This window comes from Mycoplasmopsis verecunda (assembly GCF_033546915.1).
Lineage (GTDB): Bacteria > Bacillota_I > Bacilli_A > Mycoplasmatales > Metamycoplasmataceae > Mycoplasmopsis > Mycoplasmopsis verecunda.
Window position 1 is genome coordinate 885,972 of the sequence record NZ_CP137850.1, and the last position, 21,574, is coordinate 907,545.

The 21,574-nt window shown below is 33.3% G+C and carries 15 protein-coding genes, 8 tRNA genes and 2 rRNA genes; 2 read left to right on the forward strand and 23 right to left on the reverse strand.

The window, feature by feature from the left end:
• Nucleotides 1-32: 32 nt before the first annotated feature.
• Together SAM46_RS03420 and SAM46_RS03425 are read right to left on the reverse strand one after the other, a co-directional pair.
• Nucleotides 33-1,199, reverse strand: coding sequence for an aquaporin (locus tag SAM46_RS03420; RefSeq protein ID WP_235645900.1), 1,167 nt, complete (start codon nucleotides 1,197-1,199; stop codon nucleotides 33-35).
• Nucleotides 1,177-2,214 carry an NAD(P)-dependent oxidoreductase gene (locus SAM46_RS03425; RefSeq protein WP_078747346.1) on the reverse strand — a complete coding sequence of 346 codons (1,038 nt, stop codon included), beginning with the start codon at nucleotides 2,212-2,214 and terminating at the stop codon, nucleotides 1,177-1,179. Before SAM46_RS03425 ends, SAM46_RS03420 begins: the two co-directional genes overlap by 23 nt.
• A 179-nt stretch (nucleotides 2,215-2,393) precedes the next feature.
• Between SAM46_RS03425 and SAM46_RS03430 the strand changes: the two genes are divergently transcribed.
• Nucleotides 2,394-3,119, forward strand: coding sequence for a DNA-processing protein DprA (locus SAM46_RS03430; RefSeq protein ID WP_159442416.1), 726 nt, complete (start codon nucleotides 2,394-2,396; stop codon nucleotides 3,117-3,119).
• Nucleotides 3,120-3,159: 40 nt separating this feature from the next.
• Here the strand turns inward: SAM46_RS03430 and rpmA are convergent, their stop codons facing one another.
• The 4 genes from rpmA to SAM46_RS03450 form a co-directional block, all read right to left on the reverse strand.
• Complete coding sequence (gene rpmA, locus SAM46_RS03435; RefSeq protein ID WP_078747344.1) at nucleotides 3,160-3,420, reverse strand: 50S ribosomal protein L27; 261 nt, start codon at nucleotides 3,418-3,420, stop codon at nucleotides 3,160-3,162.
• Between the two features lie 7 nt (nucleotides 3,421-3,427).
• The gene (rplU, locus tag SAM46_RS03440; protein WP_078747343.1) at nucleotides 3,428-3,727 is read right to left on the reverse strand and encodes a 50S ribosomal protein L21; all 300 of its coding nucleotides are present in this window, start codon (nucleotides 3,725-3,727) and stop codon (nucleotides 3,428-3,430) included.
• 117 nt (nucleotides 3,728-3,844) lie between these two features.
• The gene (locus tag SAM46_RS03445; protein WP_078747342.1) at nucleotides 3,845-4,087 is read right to left on the reverse strand and encodes a hypothetical protein; all 243 of its coding nucleotides are present in this window, start codon (nucleotides 4,085-4,087) and stop codon (nucleotides 3,845-3,847) included.
• 64 nt (nucleotides 4,088-4,151) lie between these two features.
• A complete protein-coding gene (locus SAM46_RS03450) occupies nucleotides 4,152-5,606 on the reverse strand; it encodes a YitT family protein (protein WP_078747341.1) in 1,455 nt (484 codons plus the stop codon).
• 150 nt (nucleotides 5,607-5,756) lie between these two features.
• Between SAM46_RS03450 and SAM46_RS03455 the strand changes: the two genes are divergently transcribed.
• Complete coding sequence (locus SAM46_RS03455; RefSeq protein ID WP_449871057.1) at nucleotides 5,757-6,848, forward strand: IS30 family transposase; 1,092 nt, start codon at nucleotides 5,757-5,759, stop codon at nucleotides 6,846-6,848.
• A gap of 114 nt (nucleotides 6,849-6,962) precedes the next feature.
• Here SAM46_RS03455 and SAM46_RS03460 read toward each other — a convergent pair whose 3' ends face one another.
• The 17 genes from SAM46_RS03460 to rpsL form a co-directional block, all read right to left on the reverse strand.
• Entirely contained in the window at nucleotides 6,963-7,640 is a 678-nt protein-coding gene (locus tag SAM46_RS03460) for a signal peptidase II (RefSeq protein ID WP_078747374.1), read from the reverse strand.
• A 4-nt stretch (nucleotides 7,641-7,644) separates the two neighbouring features.
• Nucleotides 7,645-10,305 (reverse strand): isoleucine--tRNA ligase, encoded by a 2,661-nt coding sequence (gene ileS, locus SAM46_RS03465; protein WP_078747375.1) that lies wholly within the window; start codon nucleotides 10,303-10,305, stop codon nucleotides 7,645-7,647.
• A 92-nt stretch (nucleotides 10,306-10,397) separates the two neighbouring features.
• Nucleotides 10,398-10,473, reverse strand: a tRNA-Phe gene (locus SAM46_RS03470).
• A gap of 1 nt (nucleotide 10,474) precedes the next feature.
• A tRNA-Asp gene (locus tag SAM46_RS03475) sits at nucleotides 10,475-10,551 on the reverse strand.
• A gap of 2 nt (nucleotides 10,552-10,553) precedes the next feature.
• Nucleotides 10,554-10,628: transfer RNA gene (locus SAM46_RS03480), tRNA-Met, on the reverse strand.
• Between the two features lie 22 nt (nucleotides 10,629-10,650).
• Nucleotides 10,651-10,743: transfer RNA gene (locus SAM46_RS03485), tRNA-Ser, on the reverse strand.
• A gap of 1 nt (nucleotide 10,744) precedes the next feature.
• Nucleotides 10,745-10,820: transfer RNA gene (locus tag SAM46_RS03490), tRNA-Ile, on the reverse strand.
• Between the two features lie 29 nt (nucleotides 10,821-10,849).
• A tRNA-Met gene (locus SAM46_RS03495) sits at nucleotides 10,850-10,926 on the reverse strand.
• A gap of 5 nt (nucleotides 10,927-10,931) precedes the next feature.
• Nucleotides 10,932-11,008 (reverse strand) — tRNA-Ala (locus SAM46_RS03500).
• 5 nt (nucleotides 11,009-11,013) lie between these two features.
• Nucleotides 11,014-11,090 (reverse strand) — tRNA-Pro (locus SAM46_RS03505).
• Nucleotides 11,091-11,204: 114 nt separating this feature from the next.
• Nucleotides 11,205-14,091: ribosomal RNA gene (locus SAM46_RS03510) — 23S ribosomal RNA — on the reverse strand.
• Between the two features lie 261 nt (nucleotides 14,092-14,352).
• Nucleotides 14,353-15,859, reverse strand: a 16S ribosomal RNA gene (locus tag SAM46_RS03515).
• The 16S and 23S rRNA genes sit together here with 8 tRNA genes alongside, the layout of an rRNA operon.
• Nucleotides 15,860-16,021: 162 nt before the next feature.
• A complete protein-coding gene (gene rpmB, locus SAM46_RS03520) occupies nucleotides 16,022-16,213 on the reverse strand; it encodes a 50S ribosomal protein L28 (protein ID WP_078747370.1) in 192 nt (63 codons plus the stop codon).
• A 155-nt stretch (nucleotides 16,214-16,368) separates the two neighbouring features.
• On the reverse strand, nucleotides 16,369-18,294 hold the full coding sequence (parE, locus tag SAM46_RS03525) for a DNA topoisomerase IV subunit B (protein ID WP_078747369.1): 1,926 nt from the start codon (nucleotides 18,292-18,294) through the stop codon (nucleotides 16,369-16,371).
• 108 nt (nucleotides 18,295-18,402) lie between these two features.
• Nucleotides 18,403-20,493 carry an elongation factor G gene (fusA, locus tag SAM46_RS03530; protein WP_078747368.1) on the reverse strand — a complete coding sequence of 697 codons (2,091 nt, stop codon included), beginning with the start codon at nucleotides 20,491-20,493 and terminating at the stop codon, nucleotides 18,403-18,405.
• 14 nt (nucleotides 20,494-20,507) lie between these two features.
• Nucleotides 20,508-20,978 (reverse strand): 30S ribosomal protein S7, encoded by a 471-nt coding sequence (gene rpsG, locus SAM46_RS03535; protein WP_305938017.1) that lies wholly within the window; start codon nucleotides 20,976-20,978, stop codon nucleotides 20,508-20,510.
• Nucleotides 20,979-21,037: 59 nt separating this feature from the next.
• Nucleotides 21,038-21,448, reverse strand: coding sequence for a 30S ribosomal protein S12 (gene rpsL / locus SAM46_RS03540; protein ID WP_078747258.1), 411 nt, complete (start codon nucleotides 21,446-21,448; stop codon nucleotides 21,038-21,040).
• Nucleotides 21,449-21,574 lie beyond the last annotated feature (126 nt).

Sequence of the window (21,574 nt, forward strand, 5' to 3'; positions counted from 1 at the left end):
ATATATTTAATAATATATGTATGAAATAAATATTATTTTTTGCCTTTAGCTTTATTTTCTTTTTCAGGTGTTGTTATTGATTGTGCTCTATAGTTTTTAAATGAAATAATTTTTGTAACAAGCGGATTGACCATTTTTTGAGTTGCACCTTGTACAAATAAGTAGAATACAGGAGACATAACATCACCAATTACCATAGCTAATGTCCCGTATGTAATAGAATCTCATAAGATTCCATTTTCTCTTATTAGTTTAACGCCTTCTGGTGTTAATTGACCTTTAGCATTTAAGTAATCTTTAATTTTTACTAAATGTAATTGTTCATCAGTAAATCCTAGGTTACTGAATTTTTCAATTCCTTTACCTGTTGTTTGAATAAATAAATCTGAATGCCCTTCGAATAATAACACAGGAAATTGTTGTGCTAGTCCTCTTGCAGGGTTAATAGCGGCTGAACCACCTAAAATCCCCATTCAAACACTAAGTGAAATAACAAACATGATTAATAAATCACGATATTTGTTATTAATATTAGGTGAAAAAATTGGGAATAATAAGATTGAAGTCATAACTAATTCAACAAAGAAAATTCATGTTGAACCAGCAGCTAAGAATCCACCTCTGCTATAGTTAGAATAATCAATAAATGATTTATTAGCAGCACTAATAGCTGTAATAGGGGCATTAGAAATTAATCCATCTTTAGCAGATACTTTTCCTAATCCATAAATAATTGCTCCAGCAGCTATAGCTCCTAACATTTGAATAATAATTTTATATGTAGCATATCAACCGTTATTTCTACCGTTTAAATATCTATATATCGTTACAGCCGGATTTAAATCACAGCTCCAACGTAAAAATAAGAATAAACAAGTTCCAACCACTATAAACCCAGCATAAAATCCAACAATAATTGGATGTAATAAATAAGTTTCAGCTACATATCCTGATTTAGTATAAATTGATAAACCAGCTAGTCCTAAAGAAATTAATATTGTTCCAAAAAACTCAGAAATTCCATGTACTAATCATGTACGAAGATCACTAGGTTTTTCTGCATTCATTCTTTCTAAAGGTTTAAATTTAAAAAAACTAAATAATTCATTAAAAAATGCTTTTACACGAGATTGTGCTTTATCTTGCTTAATATTAGTATTATTAATAAGCTTTCCATTATCCATTTTGAATTTTACCATTCTCCATAAGCCTTAATGCTTTCGAGAAGTCTCCTTTTTGTGCATTATCAGCATTATCTAATGTTGCTTGTGCAATTTGACTTAATGCTAAATCTGTTAAGTAAGCTTGGTGTGATGTGACAAGTACATTATCCATTTCGATTAATTCTTTTCATTCTGGATCCATAGCTTTAAGTTCAACTATACGAGATGAAACATCTTCGTAAAATCTTCCTTCTTCTCTTTCTAAAACATCAGTTGCAAATCCACGAACTTTTCCTGATTTTAATCCATTTAACATAGCTTTAAGATCAACGATTTCACCTCTAGCCGTGTTAACTACAATAACACCATCTTTCATAGTATTGATTGCATCTTGGTCAATTAAATATCTTGTTGAAGGTAATAATGGACAGTGAATTGAAATGAAATCACTTGCTTGAAGTAATTCTGTTAGTGAAACAAATTCAAATCCAAATTGTTCAGCTAATTGAGGGAAGTTATCTCTAGCAAAAGCATCAAATACTAATACTCTTGCCCCTGTTGCTTTAGCAATTTTAATAAAAGTTTGTCCAATTTTTCCTGAGCCAATTACCCCAATAGTTGAATTACCAATGCATTTTCCATCTAACCCATTAAGTGAAAAGTTGTATTTTTGCACTCTTGAATTTGCAATTAATAAGTTTCTATTTAAAGCTGACATTGTAGCGAAAGCAAATTCTCCAATACTTTCAGCTGAGTAATTAAAAATTCTAAATACTTCTATTCCTAATTCATTAGCTTTAGCAATATCAATTTTGTTATATCCCATTGATCTTTGGAATCAGTATTTAATTCCCATTTTAGCTAATACTTCTAAAATAACCTTATCACCATATGTGTTAACAAATCCGCATACAGCATCATATCCTTTAGCTAGCTTAACTGTATCTAAGTTTAAGTTTTCTTTAAAGAATGTTATTTCATGTCTCCCATTGTTATATTCATTAAATGATTTAACGTCATAGTCTTTCGAATCAAAGAAAGCTATTTTCATAATTTCTCCTAAATAATTTTGTGTAAAGTAAATGTTTTGTATTTTGTGTATATTATATTATTTTAGTTTAAAAACTAAAATAATTAAATGCTCTATACAGTAGTATTAAAAGTTGAAATTAAGCATATTTCCTAAAATTGTTCATAATGTGATTTTTGTATATAAATAGTGGAGGAATAATGAACGAATTACTATTTTATACATCAAATAAATATAAAGGTGACTCATTTTTAATTTTCAAAGAAATTAAAAATTTTAAACAAATCAGTCGCAAACAATTAATCGAATGGAAACAATTATATGAACAACTTAATGTTAGATACTTTACTATTCTTGATGATACATATCCAAGCGATTTTAATATCCTAAGATATCCGCCTTATGTCCTTTATTATAAAGGGAATGCAAACTTATTAAGAGAAAAAAATAGATTGTATATTATTAACGAAAATACGAATGTTAAGTATTTAAGTGCGAATATTGAAACGTTGGTAAAAAACTCTATTTTAGTTACTAATGGATATGAAAAAGAGAGAAATATTATTAATCTATTTCGACAACATAAAGGAAAGATTATACATATTTTAAAAGAAGGCATTGATAGAATAAATACTCAAGATATTGATTTAAATAATGAACTATTTATCTCGCAATATCCTTTAGGTGTTCATCCTAAAAGACATCATTATAAAGAATCTAATATAATTGCTTCAATTATTGCTACTCAAGCTATTATTTTTTCATTGGATAAGGATTCAAAAGCTTTTCATTTAATTGATTATTTTAATGATATTGGTAAGGAAATTAATTGTTTTCCGAGCTCTACTCCAGATGATGGAAACGATATTTTAATCAAAAGTGGAGCTAATTATGTTACATTAATTTCTGAATGTATAAATATATAAAAAATGTGCTAATGATAGCACATTTTATTATTTAAGTATATTAATTTTGTCTTTCAGGATATACTGAAACATACTTTCTGTTTCTTCTGCTTTCGTATTTTACATAACCATCGATTTTTGTAAATAAAGTGTCATCTCCACCACGACCAACATTTTGTCCTGGGAAAATTTTTGTTCCTCTTTGACGATAAATGATTGATCCTGCTGTTGCGAATTGTCCGTCTCCTAGTTTTGCACCTAAACGTTTTGAATGTGAATCACGACCATTACGTGTTGACCCACCGGCTTTCGTATGTGCCATAGTTTAATTAACCTGCGATTCCTGTAATTTTAACACGTGTATAAGGTTGACGGTGTCCAAGTTTTCTCTTGTGAGTTGATTTCGCATTGTGACGGTAAACAACGATTTTCTTTGCTTTACCTTGTTTTTCGATAGTTCCTGTTACGACTGCACCTTCTAAGTATGGTCTACCAATTTTATCATTGATAAGTAAAACTTTGTCGAATTTTACTTCTGTATTTTCTTCACCTTCGATTTTTTCGATAAAGATTGTTTGACCTTCTTTAACTAAAAGTTGTTTCCCACCTGTTTCGATAATTGCTAACATGCAATACCTCCAAAATAGTGGCTCGTCTTTAAGGTGGCGTAAGCTCTTAAATAACCTTTTCAGTACGGTTACTTGAAGTAACATGCATATTATACCTTGTTATTAAAAATTAAAAAATTAAAATAATATGTAATTTTCAAGTATTCTTGGCTCATTTTTAGCTTTATCATCTCATTTATATTCTGCTTCTTTTGTTTTATATTGTCCAGATGATGACCTAAATGATTTATATAAACTAACAAATTGTGATATTAATCCAATTACACCAGTTACAGCAGTTATTGCTCCCATTATACCGAAACCAGGAGTTACATCGCTAAGATCACTAGTTTTAATTTTTTGCAACTCGTTTAATGTCATATTTACCTCCTTTCGTTTTATAAATAATTTTTTAAACTAAAAGCACAAAAAAAGAACAGCATAACTACTGTTCCACAAATTTTGTATTAAATGATCCAATAACACCTCCAACAGAAACTGCTGAAATTCAAATTTTTGGATCAACTAATTTTAAGTCACTTATTATGTTTTTAGTTTCCAATAATAAAGCAACTGTTTCAATTTTATATTGATATTTTCCTGTATATCCTGATTTAAATCTAACAAGTCTATAACTGTGTCAGTAATTAATAAGCTTAAAGTAAGCAATTACTTTTTCAGGTTCTGAAGAAATAATTGTTAATTTAACTTTCTTATATTTAGGATATAAGATATTAACTACAACATTAGTCACAATTAAATATGCAAATGTTGATAATTCTCTCATACCAAATATTTCTCCATTTATATTAGGTCTAACAAAGCCATAGATTACTAAGTACACACAGGCTGTTATTAAAGCAACCATAGATAATATTCCGCCAACACTTTTCTTATATTTCGTTGAAAAGAAATAAGCTATAATATCTGTTCCCCCTGTTGAACCACCAGCTTTTCAAGATAAGGCTATTCCCATTCCTATAAAAGCAGCTCCTATACTTCCGTATAAAAGAATAGGTCATGTTTGCCCTTCAGCATATCACACAAGCTGACTTAATTGTTCTAAAGTTCAATTATTTAAATCTTGTGGAGAAATTATATTTGACAATAATGGATTATCATTAGCTACTTTTAATAATTCTGTTAATGTTCCTTTTTCTAAGTAATTAACAGCTTGAATTAAAGGTAATGTTTTTCATCCAGTACCAGGTTGATATTCAGGACTTATTTTAAATTGAGAAGTTTCAATTGCTTTTAAATCTACCATTTCGCTTGGATTATATATAAGTGTAAAATCATCATAATCATTATGTAAAAAACTTATTTTGTCAAAGAATCACACATGAACTGCATGTTCAACAAAAATGAAGTTGGTAATTTGTAAAAAGAACATAAATACAAGTGTATATATTAGAAATGAACGTTTGACTTTCTTTCAAAATATAATAAATAAGGGCACATTGCAAGCAAAATAAATTAAAGCAAAATATTGTCTCATGACTGGGAATAAATATTGCAAAATAGTTGGTATCCCTGTTATTCCTGATGGAATAGTATCAGACTTAGCTAAGAAAATGTGAATTCCAAAGTTAAATACTAAAGCGCCACAAAATAGGAGCAAAACTCTAAATCAATATCTTAAAATAAATTCTTTAAAAGTTAATCTTTTTTGTTTTTGTTTATTATTTAAAAGATATTGTCCCATTTTGTATTTTAAATACTCTTCTTCTGAAATAATTTTCTCGGTATCTAAAATAGCTGGAGCAGATTGTGAAATTAAATAATTATCAACTGGCTTCTTTTTTAGAATTTCAGTTCACATTTTTTTCTTAATTTTATCATTAGAAGTTGGTAATTTAAACTTCGATTTTCCTTCACTTGTATTATGCTGTTTTTTCATTGCTTAATTTTATTATATTTTAAAAAAAATCATAGTTTTTATAACTATGAGCTGAATTGCAATCTGCAGTGTAACACTTTTATTAAAGTATAATAAAAGTGGAGTACTGTTTTTTTGTGCTCCACTGAAAACCCTCGGGAAGGATTTCGAATAAATTATACAAGAATCACATTCAAATTACGAGTTCAAATCGAACTATTATTAAGTCAAAATTTCTCAGTTATAGAGATATCTAAAATTCTTAAAATTAATAAAAGTTCATTGTATAGAGAAATTACAAATAACTCTGATTTTTGGGGATATAATGCATTTTCAGCTCAAAATAAATCAGATATTAGAAATGAATGAAAAAATCATTTTAAGCTATTAAATCAAATCAATCAATATCAGGAATTCTCAAGTATTTTTGTTTCTAAATACGATAAGAAAACTTTTGGTGTCAAGCCAACATATACATTTGTGAAAATGAATTATGACATCAAAATTCCATCATTGAGAACTGTATTTAATTGAATAAATTCTAATCAATGAGTTATTAAGAAAAAAGAAAGATTAAGAATGTATTATAAACCAGGTGGCAAAAAATTAAAAACTGTTGTTGATACACTAGTTGGTGCTAGATGAGTAAGACCGTTTTGATTCCAGACCAGCAGAATTAATCAAAGAAATACATTTGGACATTGAGAAGTAGATTTAATAGTTGGTAAATCTGGTGCTGATAATTATCACTTATTAATATTTCAAGAGAGATTAACAAGATATGGAATAATAACAAAATTCCAAGGTAAAAATCCATGAAAAATAGCAGAAGCTTTATGAAACTTGATAAAGAAATATCAATTAAATGTTAAAAGTGTAACAGCTGATAATGGATTTGAATTTAGAACTCTTTTTTATCTTGCATATAGACTTAAAATTTATGTCTACAAAGCTAATCCTTATGCTTCATTTCAAAAAGGAAGTATAGAAAACTTTAATGGTATTGTTAGAAGATTTTATAAGAAAGGTAAAAATTTTAATTTAGTATCTGACGATGAAATTAAAGAAACTCAAGACAAAATTAATTCTATGCCAAGAGAAATATTTGATTGAATGAGCGCAGATGAATTATTCTATAATTGAAATTATTATAAAGAACAATGAACACCAATACCAGGTGATGAAAAATTCTTCATAAAAACTAAAAGACAACGTGAATCAAATTACAAGAAAAACAAGTTCTTTAAGAACAAGAAATATTAGAGTGTCTCGGTTATTTAAACCGAGTTTTTATATAAAAAACCTAGAGATTATTTTAATCCCTAGGAATTCTTTATGTTGCAATGGAGATTGCATTTCAGTTCATAGTTTTTATAACTATGATTCAATGTCTTGTTTATTATTTTTTCTTTCTTTATTTCAGTCAATAATTGTTGTTGTAAGTACTGTAATCACAATAGCTATAACACTAAAAATTACAGAAACATCAGCAAAATTCATTGTTCCTCTATCATATCAAGGGAAATAGAATCAATCTTTAACATATCCGCTAAAAGCAATTCTGTCAGTTGCATTACCCAAATCCCCAGCTAATAATATTCCGTAAAATACAGCATATCAATAAATATATTTTGATGGATAAAGTGGAACTAATAAAATTCCAATTGCAATTATAAAACTTAAAACTTGTATAAAGACAATATTATTAGTTGACATAAAAGTTACCCCTTTATGTCATATACTTCTAATACCAATTATTCCATATTTTAATCATTCATTAGATGAAGGGTATATTTTTTCAGGGTCAATCCCTGTATGATTACCTATATATCAAGTACTGTTGCCAGCTGCTTCCATTGCATTTACATCTACATGGTAAAAAAGTAATGTTTTAGTTACTTGATCAATTGTATAAATAATTGTAAATGCTATCAGCATAATAATATAAGCTGCTAAAATTCGTTTTCATTTTGTTTTGAAATAAATTTTGTAATTATTTCAATTATTAACTGATTGACTTTTATATCTTTCTCAACTTGTTTGTGCTTTGTTCATATTATTATTCCATTTTAGAAATTATACTAAAACATAAAGGACATAAATCACCTTGCATCACGTTTTCTTCGAAGTGATTTCAACATCTATTACATTTAACAGATTTAAATTTTTCAACTTTTATTTCATCACCTTGGACAATGTTACCTACCATTAATAATGTTTTTAAATCAAGGCAGTTAATGAAATCACTTTGTTTAGGTAAAATTAATTGAACTTCATTAGAACGTTTAATAATGCCGTTTTTGGTTGCTTCATCAATTAAAACATTAACTTTATCTCTTAAATCAAAGAACTCTTTGAATTGTTCTAATACAGCTTGTGAGTATGTATCATTCTTGTTGTACGATTCAAACATTATTGAATCATACTTATTAATTTTATTAAAGTGTGAATATGCTTCTTCAATTGTTGTAGGTAAAATCGGAGCTAAAGCAAGTAATAAGAAATCTAAGATTTCATATAAGTTAGCTAGAACCATTAATCTTTCTGCATCATTTCTTTCTCTAATGTATAAGATATCTTTTGTTACAGAAAGGTAAAAAGAGGAAAGTTCAACTAAATAGTTGTTAATTAATTTGATTACATTGATAAATTTATATTCATCATAAGCTTTAAATACTTCTGATTTAATGTAATTTAATTGTTCTTTAATAAATAAGTGAATACCCGTTCTTGTAGTGTTAGCATCATAATTATATTGATCTAAATTACCTAAAATAAATTTAATGGTATTTCTTATCTTACGATAAATTTCGGTATTTTGATCTAATATTTCGTTTGAAATAGAAACATCATTAGTATATTCACTATTAGCTACTCAAAGACGAAGAATATCTGCACCACGTTTAGTTATAACATCAATTGGAGCAATTACATTTCCTTTTGATTTTGACATTTTTTCGCCTTTTCCATCAAGAGCAAAACCATGTGAAATTAAGTTTTTGTAAGGAGAAATGCCTTTATAAGCTACTGAAGTAATAATAGAAGAATTAAATCATCCTCTATATTGGTCAATACCTTCTAAATATAAGTCATATGGTGATTGAACATTACCATCAATATCAACAGCTATTGATGAAACTCCCGAGTCAAATCAAACATCCATAATATCCATTTCTCTAGTAAAGTTTTTATTTTGATATTTAGGTAATAATAATTGTTCTGTATCTCATTCTCATCAAATATCGCTGCCATGTTGTCTTACTAAATTAATTATGTGATCAAATTGTTCTTGATCTATAATAGCTTCTCCATCTTGATCATAGAAAATTATTAAAGGTAATCCTCAAGTTCTTTGACGCGAAATAGTTCAATCATGTCTATTTTCAATCATTTGGAAAAGACGGTTTTTAGCTCATTCTGGGTATGTATTAACAGCAGAATCTATTTGATCTAAAATTTGTTGTCTGATTTTATCAATAGAAACAAATCATTGAGGTGTACCACGAAAAATAATTGGTTGATGCGTTCTTCAGTCATGTGGATATGAGTGTTTAACTCATTGGAAATGTACTACATCATCTCCTAAAAAGATTGATATATCTTTATTAGCATCCATATAGAATTTACCATCAAATTGAGTGTTTGTATTTTCGATGTAACCTTTATCAGAAATATGCATTATTTTTTCTAAATTATTCTTTTGTCCAATTAAGAAGTCATCTTCACCAAACATTGGAGCAATATGTACTATTCCTGTTCCGGATTCATTTGTAACGTGGTGTCCAATTACAGCTGGTGCTAATTGATGTAATATCGGTGTATAGTAGAAAATTTCTTTACCATTAATTTCACTACCTTTAAATGTTGAAATTACTTCAGATTCTCAATTTAATTTAGCTATGAAATCATTATATAAATCGCTAGCCATTATGTATCTAGTTCCATCATGATTAAATACAAGATATTCAATATCATTACCTAAGGCAACTGCAGCATTAGCTATTAATGTTCAAGGGGTAGTTGTTCACACTAAGAAACAATCACCAGGTTGAATTAAATCATAATTTGATTTTTCAACATGCATTTTAACATAAATTGAAGGACTTTTTACATCTTGATATTCAACTTCAGCTTCAGCTAAAGCACTTTGAGATGAAGGTGATCAGTAGATTGGTTTTAAACCTTTATATACTAAACCATCTAACATCATTTTAGCAAATACTTCTAATTGTTTAGCTTCATATTCTGGAGCTAGTGTTATATATATTTTTTCAAAATCAGCAAAGATTTGTAATTGCATAAATTGTGATTTTTGACGTTCTACTTGGCTTAATGCATAGGTGTGAGCTTTTTTACGTAATGTAACTGGATCTAAATCTTCTTTCGAAACATTCATTTCTTGCAACATTTTATGTTCAATTGGCAGGCCGTGTGTATCTCATCCTGGTACATATGGTGAATAAAATCCACTTAAAGTTTTATATCTAACGATGAAATCTTTTAAAATCTTATTCATTGCATGGCCAACATGTATATCTCCATTTGCATATGGTGGACCATCATGTAAGATAAATTTAGGATCATTTTTATGTAGTTCTAAAACTCTTTTATACACTTGATTTTTTAATAAATTTTCTCTATATATAGGTTCTTTAGATGTTAAATTAGCTCTCATTTCAAAAGATGTATTAGGCATATTTAATGTTTTTTTATAATCCATAATTTCCTTTCAGAATCTTTAAATTTTATCTAAAATAAAATTCCTCTATTTTATTAACACATTTTTGCTAACAAAATAGAGGAATTTTTCTGTGGTGGCCTCGGCAGGAATCGAACCAGCGACACACAGAGCTTCAATCTGTTGCTCTACCTACTGAGCTACAAGGCCATGGCGGTCCAGACGGGAATTGAACCCGCGATCTCCTCCGTGACAGGGAGGCGTATTAAACCACTTTACCACTGGACCATTGGTTGCAGAGAAAAGAATTGAACTTTTGACCTTCGGGTTATGAGCCCGACGAGCTACCACTGCTCCACTCTGCTATGAATATTATACCATTAAATATGGCGGGTGATGAGGGATTCGAACCCCCGTGGGCCGTGAAGCCCCTGCTAGTTTTCAAGACTAGTCCCTTCAGCCAGACTTGGGTAATCACCCATGGTGGACCCAACAGGACTCGAACCTGTAACCGACCGGTTATGAGCCGGTTGCTCTAACCATTGAGCTATAGGTCCGGATGTTGTAAATATTTAACAGTATAAAATGGTAGCACCGATGAGATTCGAACTCATGACCTTCCGGGTATGAACCGGATGCTCTAACCAACTGAGCTACAGTGCCATAAATGGTGGAGAGTATGGGATTCGAACCCACCACCTCCTGCGTGCAAGGCAGGCGCTCTAGCCAAATGAGCTAACCCCCCATAAATGGTGAAGAAGACAGGATTTGAACCTGCGACCACTACAGCCCAAATGTAGTGCTCTACCAAACTGAGCTACTTCTCCAAGAACTGCAAAAATATTATACTATATCTTTTATATTTTCAAAATTTTTTATGTTCTTTGAAAACTGAATAGTAATAGCTATGTTAATAATTCATTAAAATGTCTGAATACATAACTTTTAAACCTATCAATTTATTAGTAATGGTCAGCTGAATGTATTACTACACTTACACTTCCATCCTATCAACCTCGTAGTCTACAAGGAATTTCAAGGGAATACTTATCTCTGAGGAGGCTTCCCACTTAGATGCTTTCAGCGGTTATCCCTTCCGTACTTAGCTACCCAGCTATGCTCCTGGCGGAACAACTGGAACACCAGCGGTACGTCCACTCCAGTCCATCTGGTACTAAGAGCAGCTCTCATCAATATTCCAACGCCCACATCAGATAGGGACCGAACTGTCTCACAACGTTCTGAACCCAGCTCGCGTACCGCTTTAATTGGCGAACAGCCAAACCCTTGGAACCGACTCCAGCTCCAGGATGCGATGAGCCGACATCGAGGTGCCAAGCCTTGCCGTCGATGTAATCTCTGGGCAAGATAAGCCTGTTATCCCCAGGGTAACTTTTATCCGTTGAGCAACTGCCGTTCCATGACGTACAGCCGAATCACTAAGTCCTGCTTTCGCACCTGCTCGACTTGTAGGTCTCGCAGTCAAGCACACTTCTACCTTTGCGCTCTACATACGGTTTCTGACCGTATTGAGTGTACCTTTGAACGCCTCCGTTACCTTTTAGGAGGCAACCGCCCCAGTCAAACTACCCACCACGCACTGTCCCCTACCGGATTACGGTAGCAGGTTAGAAACTCAACATACCAAGGGTGGTATTTCAAGGTCGACTAATCTAGAACTGGCGTCCTAGCCTCATTGTCTCCCACCTATCCTACACATGTTAGGCCAAGTTTCAATACAAAGTTGTAGTAAAGCTCCACGTGGGTCTTTTCGTCTTGATGCGGGTACCCAGCGTTTTCACTGGGACCATAATTTCACCGAGTCCAATGTTGAGACAGTTGAGAGATCATTGCGCCTTTCGTGCAGGTCAGTATTTAGCCGACAAGGAATTTCGCTACCTTAGGACCGTTATAGTTACGGCCGCCGTTCACCCGGGCTTCACTTCAATGCTTCGCATAGCTAACAAATCCGCTTAACCTTCGGGCACTGGGCAGGCTTCACCCCCTATACTTCATCTTACGATTTAGCAGAGAGCTGTGTTTTTGATAAACAGTTGCCCCTCACAATTTACTGTGGCCAACAAATGTTGGCACCCCTTCTCGCGAACTTACGGGGTTAATTTGCAGAGTTCCTTAACATTGGTTTTCTCGCTCGCCTTAGAATACTCATCTTGGGAACGTGTGTCCGTTCTCGGTACAGGCACCTTTTGTTTTATAACGCTTAGAAGCTTTTCTTGGAAGTATGAAATCACACAATTCACTACAAGTAGCTATACATTATGACTCCCAGTTATAGAATCCGCATTTAACTAGATTCACCAGTAATCACTTATCCCTAAATCCAATAATAGGTAGTGTTATCCTTCTTCGTCACTCCATCACTTACGCAGGTGGTACAGGAATATTAACCTGTTGTCCATCGGATACGCTTTTCAGCCTTTCCTTAGGTCCTGACTAACCCTGGGTGGACGAACCTTCCCCAGGAAACCTTTCCCAATAGGCGTTGAGGATTCTCACCTCAAATCGTTACTCATACCGGCATTCTCACTTCTTAACGCTCCACCAGTCCTCACGGTCTGACTTCGCCGCATTAAGAACGCTCCTCTAACGTACTAAATGTACCCGTAGCTTCGGTATCGTGTTTTACTCCCGTTACATTATTGGCGCAAGATCTCTTGACTAGTGAGCTATTACGCACTCTTTAAAGGATGGCTGCTTCTAAGCCAACCTCCTAGTTGTTTATGAAATCTCACAACCTTTCTGACTTAACACGATTTTGGGACCTTAGCTGACGATCTGGGTTGTTGCCCTCGCGAGCCGGGACGTTAGCACCCCGGTTCCGACTGCATGATAATACACAATGATATTCGGAGTTTGATTATAGTCAGTACCGCTAGACGCGGCCATTCCATATTCAGTGCTCTACCATCAAAGTTTAACATCACACGCTAGCCCTAAAGCTATTTCGAGGAGAACCAGCTATCTCCAAGTTCGATTGGAATTTCTCCGCTATTCACAAGTCATCCGGGCACTTTTCAGCGTACTACGGTTCGGCCCTCCACTTGGGATTAACCAAGCTTCAGCCTGCTCATGAATAGATCACATGGTTTCGGGTATATATCAACATACTAGACGCCCTATTAAGACTCGATTTCTCTGCGGCTCCGCTTTTTTCTGCTTAACCTCGCATGTTAACATAACTCGCCGGTCCATACTGCAAGATGTACGCCATCACCCATTAACGGGCTCTGACTAATTGTAAGTAAGTGGTTTCAGATTCTATTTCACTCCCCTCCCGGGGTTCTTTTCACCTTTCCCTCACGGTACTAGTTCACTATCGGTGTCTGATTAGTATTTAGCCTTACCGGATGGTCCCGGCAGATTCAGACAGGGTTTCACGTGCCCCGCCCTACTCAGGATACTATCAAAAGTCTTTGCTATTTCGCTTACGGGAGTATCACCCTCTGTGCTTAGTTTTCCCAAACTATTCTGCTATAACAAAGATTTGTAACTTTATGTAGATAGTCCTACAACCCCAGTTTAAAAAACTGGTTTGGGCTCTTTCACGTTCGCTCGCCGCTACTGATGAAATCATTTTTATTTTCTTTTCCTGTTGCTACTAAGATGTTTCAGTTCACAACGTGTCTCGCAAATGGAACTATTTTATTCATTCCATAGCAACTAGACATTACTCTAGTTAGGTTTCCCCATTCGGAAATCCCCGTTTCGGTGCTTATATCCAGCTCCACGAGGCTTATCGCAGGTAATCACGTCCTTCATCGACTTTCAGACCCAAGGCATCCACCACAAACTCTTACTTATTTAAAAGTTGTAACAATATTTTCCTATTGTTGTTGATGTATTCAAAGACATTTTAACGAATTATTATTTCTAATAATTTCTCGGTATCACAAAACAAATTGACTAATTTATTTTTTGATGTCGTTGTTATATTAATATCTTTACTATTCAGTTTTCAAAGAACATAAGAGAGAAAGTTCTCTCAAAACTAGATATATAATGACAGCTTATTATAATAAGGTAAATTGTAAATAAGTAACAAATAAATTGTTATTTTGTACTCCGTAGAAAGGAGGTAATCCATCCCCACGTTCTCGTAGGGATACCTTGTTACGACTTCACCCCAGTCACCAGTCCTGCCTTAGGCAGTTGTCTCCGTAGTTGACTAAACCGACTTCGGGCATTACCAGCTCCCATGGTGTGACGGGCGGTGTGTACAAGACCCGAGAACGTATTCACCGTAGCGTAGCTGATCTACGATTACTAGCGATTCCGACTTCATGTAGTCGAGTTGCAGACTACAATCCGAACTGAGAAAGGTTTTTTGAGATTTGCTCCATGTCGCCATATTGCTTCTCTTTGTACCTTCCATTGTAGCACGTGTGTTGCCCCACTCGTAAGAGGCATGATGATTTGACGTCGTCCCCACCTTCCTCCCAGTTACCCGGGCAGTCTCCTTAAGGTATTTAATTAAGGATAAGGGTTGCGCTCGTTGCAGGACTTAACCGAACATCTCACGACACGAGCTGACGACAACCATGCACCATCTGTCATTCTGTTAACCTCCACTATATCTCTATAGCTTTGCAGAAGATGTCAAGAGTGGGTAAGGTTCTACGCGTATCTTCAAATTAAACCACATGCTCCACCGCTTGTGCGGATCCCCGTCAATTCCTTTAAGTTTCACTCTTGCGAGCATACTACTCAGGCGGATGATTTAATGCGTTAGCTGCGCCGATGGTTCCCATCAGCTAATCATCATCGTTTACGGCGTGGACTACCAGGGTATCTAATCCTGTTTGCTCCCCACGCTTTCGTCTCTCAGTGTCAATATGTGCCCAGTTAACTGCCTTCGCCAAGTTGGTGTTCTTCCTTATATCTACGCATTTCACCGCTTCACAAGGAATTCCGTTAACCTCTACACAATTCTAGTTTGCCAGTATCCAACGCGATTTGGGGTTGAGCCCCAAGTTTTGACGCCAGACTTAACAAACAACCTACAGACGCTTTACGCCCAATAATTCCGGATAACGCTTGCAACCTATGTATTACCGCGGCTGCTGGCACATAGTTAGCCGTTGCTTTCTGATTTAGTACTGTCAAGATAATAGCATTTCCTCTACTATTTTTTCATCCTAAATAACAGCAGTTTACAACCCGAAGGCCTTCATCCTGCACGCTGTGTCGCTCCATCAGACTTTCGTCCATTGTGGAAAATTCCCTACTGCTGCCTCCCGTAGGAGTCTGGGCCGTATCTCAGTCCCAGTGTGACGGATCAGTCTCTCAACCCCGTTAAACATCATAGCCTTGGTGAGCCATTACCTCACCAACTAGCTAATGTTCCGCACCCCGATCTTTTAGTGGAGCTTGAAAGCTCCTTTTATATAAGAAAGATGCCTTCCTTATAAGTATCCGGTATTAGCGATAATTTCTCATCGTTGTCCCAATCTAAAAGGTACGTTAAGTACGTGTTACTCACCCATTCGCCGCTAAGTTCCGAAGAACTCCGCTCGACATGCATGTATTAGGCACACAGCCAGCGTTCATCCTGAGCCAGGATCAAACTCTCGAAAAAAATTGACTGTCATGTACATTGTATATATCTAGTTTTCAAAGAACTTTACTAAAGCTTTTTAGCTGTTAGGTGTTATTATTATATAACAGAAATTTTAAACACAAAATAAAAAAATAGCATTTTTTGCTATTTTTTTATTATCGTTCGAACGAATGAAATTTATTATATCATTCCTTTTGTTTTTAAAGTTTTTAGTGTCTTTGCACTTACTTTAAGTTTCATTTTTTGACCATCAATTGTCACTCTTACTGTTTGTAAGTTAGGATTAAATTTTCTCTTTGTAGCATTTAAAGCATGAGAACGTTTGTTTCCTGATTGAGGCCCTTTACCTGTAAGAACATCTCTTCTTGACATAAATAATCCTTTCTTTTTTAAGTAGCTATTTAAAATCGATTATTTAGATTATTACTATTAATAATAATTTAAAGTGCATTTATTATAGCATAAAATTATTTTTTACTAAATTTTAAATTTTTAGACATAGTTATGATTATTTCATTTAATGATGGTTATTGAATTAATTCCATGAAATCATCTTCAGATGAGAAATCGACATTATTATCAATTCAATCTTTTCTAAATTCTGCATTTTCTCCCATTAATACACTAACTCTACGTTCTGCTAACGAAGCATCTTCAATAGTTGTTTGTATTAATGTTCTAGTTTTGGGATCCATTGTAGTTTCTCATAATTGGTCAGCATTCATTTCACCTAGACCTTTATATCTTTGTAATTCATATGGTTCTTTAGTTTCTTCAAGAATATCTTTTAATTGTTCTTCGTCTCAAGCATATGTAATTTTTTTAGAATTCTTACCACTAACCTTATATAAAGGTGGAAGAGCGATATAAACCATACCTTTTTCAATTAATTGTTTCATAAATCTATAAAAGAATGTTAATAGTAAAACTTGAATATGGGCTCCATCAGTATCAGCATCTGTCATTATGATTATTTTATTATATTGAGACTTAGTAACATCAAAATCTTTACCAAAACCAGCTCCTATAGTATTAATAATTGTACTGATTTCAATGTTCTTTAATACTTCGCTGATTTTTTTCTTTTCAGAGTTAATAACTTTTCCTCTAAGTGGCAATATAGCTTGGAATTTTCTATCACGTCCGCTTTTAGCACTTCCTCCGGCAGAATCTCCTTCGACAAGAAATAATTCTTTTTCACTTGCATCTTTTGATGTAGCAGGTGTTAATTTATCGCTTAATATGAGTTTTTCTGATGCTATTTTTTTAGATTTTCTACTTTCTTCACGAAGTTTTCTTTCTTCTAGTCTTAAATCATATGCTTTCTTGACTTTGTCCAAAACATCTTTAGCTAATGATTTATTTTCGTTGATTCAGATTTCTAAATATTTTGAAACAATTTCTTCAACAACATTTTTAGCTTCAGGAGTTCCTAATTTATCTTTTGTTTGACCAACAAATTCTAATAAGTTTTCTGGTATTTTTAATGATAAGATACAAGAAAGTCCTTCACGAATATCATCTCCATCAAACAATTTACCATTTTTTACAATTCCTTCACGTAATGCAAATTCATTCATTGTTTTAGTAAAAGCTGATTTTAAACCAATTTCATGTGTTCCACCATCACGAGTTTTAACATTATTAACGAAACTTAATATTATTTCATTATAAGAATCTGTTCATTGGAAAGCAAAATCAACTTCAATTTCTTTTTTACTATCTTGAAATGAAACTGGCGGAGTAATGCTTATTTTAGAATCATTTATAAAGTTTAAAAATGATTCAAGCCCTTTTGAATATTCATAAACTTCTTTTTTATTATTCTTTTCATCAGTTAAGGTAATCTTTAAGTTTGAAATTAAAAACGAACTTTCTTTTAAACGTTCAGAAATTTTGTCAAAACTTAATTTAGCTCTCTTGAAAAATGCATAATCAGGTCAAAAGCGAATTGATGTTCAATTACTTTTACTTGTTCCGATTTCATGTGTATGTACTAAAATGGTATCTTGTTGGAATACTGTTTCATATATTTTTTTATCTCTCGAAACTGTTGCAATTAATTTTGTAGATAAAGCATTAACAACAGACGACCCAACCCCGTGTAATCCACCAGATGTTTTATAAGCTCCTGAATCAAACTTTCCACCAGCATGTAACTCAGTAAAAATTAATTCAACCGCTGTTCTGCTTTGTCCTTTCATTTTATCAACAGGAATTCCACGTCCGTTATCAATAACTTCAACTGAATCATCATCATGTAATATAACATCAATATTTGTTGCATATCCTGCTAAAGCCTCATCAATTGCATTGTCAACAATTTCTCAAACAAGGTGATGTAAACCATGTACATCAGTTCCTCCGATGTACATCCCCGGTCTTTTTCTGACAGCTTCTAAACCTTTAAGCTGCTGTATACTACTTGCATTATATTCATTTGTTTTACTCATAAAATTAATTATAAACAGTTTATTTATGAAAATAAATAAAATGGTTAGATTTCTAAATAAAAAAGTTAGTGACTAGCACTAACTAATTATTATTGAAAAGAATGAATATTAATCTTCATCTTTATCTTGAATGTTTCTACGTTTAATGATTTCATCAGCGATTGATTTAGGACATTTTTCGTAGTGATCAAATTGCATTTGGTATGTTCCACGACCACTTGTCATAGATCTAAGTTCTGTTGAGTACCCGAACATTTCTGAAAGTGGAACCATAGCTTTAACGATAACAGCTCCATCATTTCTTTGTTCTTGGTCGTTTACAAGTCCTCTACGACGTGATAAGTCACCGATTACATCTCCCATGTGATCTGATGGCACAACTACTGCAACATCCATGATTGGTTCAAGTAATACTGTTCCAATTTTATCTTTAGCTTTTGTAAGAGCCTTAGAAGCAGCGATTTTGTAAGCCATTTCAGATGAATCGACATCGTGGTATGATCCATCAAATAATGTAGCTTTAATATCAATCATTGGGTAACCAGCTAAAATACCAGCTGCCATTTTTTCTTCAAGTCCTTTTTGGATTGATTTAATGTATTCTTTAGGAATTTTACCACCAACGATTTTATCAACGAATTCAAATCCACCATCTGGGTTTGGTTCAAATTTAATTCATACGTGTCCATATTGTCCTTTACCACCAGATTGTTTGATGTGTTTTCCTTCAACTTCTGCTGGAATTGTAATTGTTTCACGGTATGAAACTTGAGGAGCTCCAACTTTAGCTTTAACACCGAATTCACGTTTTAGACGGTCAACAATGATATCAAGGTGTAATTCACCCATACCTGCGATAATTGTTTGTCCTGTTTCTTCATCTGTGTAAGTTCTAAATGTTGGGTCTTCTGCTGCTAATTTTTGTAATCCTAATGAAAGTTTTTCAGTAGCTGCTTTTGATTCTGGTTCAAGAGCTTGTGAAATAACTGGTTCTGGGAATACCATTTTTTCAAGAACGATTTTTGGTGATTTTTCATCAATTAATGTATCACCTGTTGTTGTATATTTAAGTCCAACAGCAGCGGCAATATCACCTGCACGACATTCATCGATTTCAACACGGTTATTTGCGTGCATTTGTAAGATACGTCCAATACGTTCTTTTTGTTCTTTAGTTGAGTTGTATACGTAGCTACCTTTTTCTAATACTCCACGGTAAACTCTGAAGAATGTTAATGATCCTACATATGGGTCAGTCATAACTTTGAATGCTAATGCAGCAAAGTTTCCTTCATCTGTAGCTTCAACTTTAACTTCTTTTTCTCCATCGTAAGCTAAAATTGGTGGTACATCTAATGGTGATGGTAAATAGTCAACTACTGCATCAATCATTCTTTTTACACCTTTGTTTTTGAATGATGTTCCACAAACAACAGGGAAGAATTCTGATGTTAATGTAGCTTTTCTAATTCCTTTTTTGAATTCTTCAACTGTTACATCTCCGCCTTCAAGTACAGCCATCATTAAATCTTCATCGAAGTTAGCAACAGCTTCTAATAATTCTTGACGTTTTTCTGCAACAATATCTTGTAAGTGAGCTGGAATTTCTGTTGGGAATTCTTCTTCTTGAGCTTCTCCATTGTATTTAATAGCTTCTAATGTAACAAGGTCAATTAAACCTTCAAAATCAGATTCTGCTCCAATAGGTCATTGGATAGCAACTGCATTCCCTCCTAAACGTTGTTTAACTGATGCAACTGAAGCCGCAAAATCTGCTCCAGCTTTATCCATTTTGTTAACATAAACGATACGAGGAACTTTGTAGTTTGTAGCTTGTCTTCAAACTGTTTCTGTTTGTGGTTCAACTCCTGATTGAGCATCAAGAACCGCAACAGCACCATCTAATACACGAAGTGAACGTTCAACTTCAACTGTGAAGTCAACGTGACCTGGTGTGTCGATGATATTGATTCTTTTACCTTTTCAGAAAGCTGTAGTAGCAGCTGAAGTAATTGTAATTCCACGTTCTTGTTCTTGAGCCATTCAATCCATTTGCGAAGCACCATCGTGTGTTTCACCTATTTTGTGAATTTTTCCTGTGTGGAATAAGATTCTTTCGGTAGTTGTTGTTTTACCTGCATCAATGTGGGCCATAATACCGATATTACGGTAATCTTTTAATTCATATTCTCTAGCCATATATTCCTATAAAACTATCATCTGAAGTGAGCGAAAGCACGGTTAGCTTCTGCCATTTTATGTGTGTCTTCACGTTTTTTGATAGCTCCACCTGTTTTGTTTGATGCATCAATGATTTCGTTAGCTAATCTAACATCCATTGTTTTTTCGTTTCTTAATCTAGAATATTGAACAAGTCATCTTAATGCTAATGTTTGTTTTCTACGTGGAGAAACTTCTGTAGGAACTTGGTAGTTTGTTCCACCTATTCTTCTTGTTCTAATTTCTAATTGAGGTGTTATGTTTTCTACAGCTTCTAAGAAAACTTCCATTGGTTCTCTATTAGTTTTTTCTTTAATAATGTTAAATGCTGAATATAAAATATCTTGAGCAATTGATTTTTTTCCGTCAAGCATAATTTGGTTAATTAATTTTGTAACGATTACAGAATTAAAAACTGGATCTGCAAGTACTTCACGGATTGGTGCACTTTTCTTTCTTGACATAATTGTCCTCCTAATTTTTTAATATATTTATGTAATTAATTTATAAAATTATGCTTTTATTATTTAGCTTTTTTAGCTCCGTATAAACTACGTCCTTGGTTACGTTTTGCAACACCAGCTGCATCTTGTGTTCCACGAACGATGTGGTATCTAACCCCAGGTAAGTCTTTAACACGTCCACCACGGATTAATACAACAGAGTGTTCTTGTAAGTTGTGTCCTTCACCAGGGATGTAAGCTGTAACTTCCATTCCATTTGATAACTTAACACGAGCATATTTACGTAATGCTGAGTTAGGTTTTTTAGGTGTCATTGTAGCAACACGAGTACATACACCACGTTTAAATGGTGATGCCATTTTTTTTGCTTTTTTAATTAATGAGTTGTAGCTTAAGCTTAATGCAGGTGCATTTTGCTTTCTTGTTTTTGAACTACGACCATTTGTAACTAATTGATTAGTTGTTGGCATTGTTTGCTTCCTTTCATTTATTTTAAAAATTCATATAAAAATAAGATTAATAATTTAATTGTAATTTTAGGCTATCTAAAATAGCTAATGTATTATATAACAACTTATCCGTGTGTATCATATTTT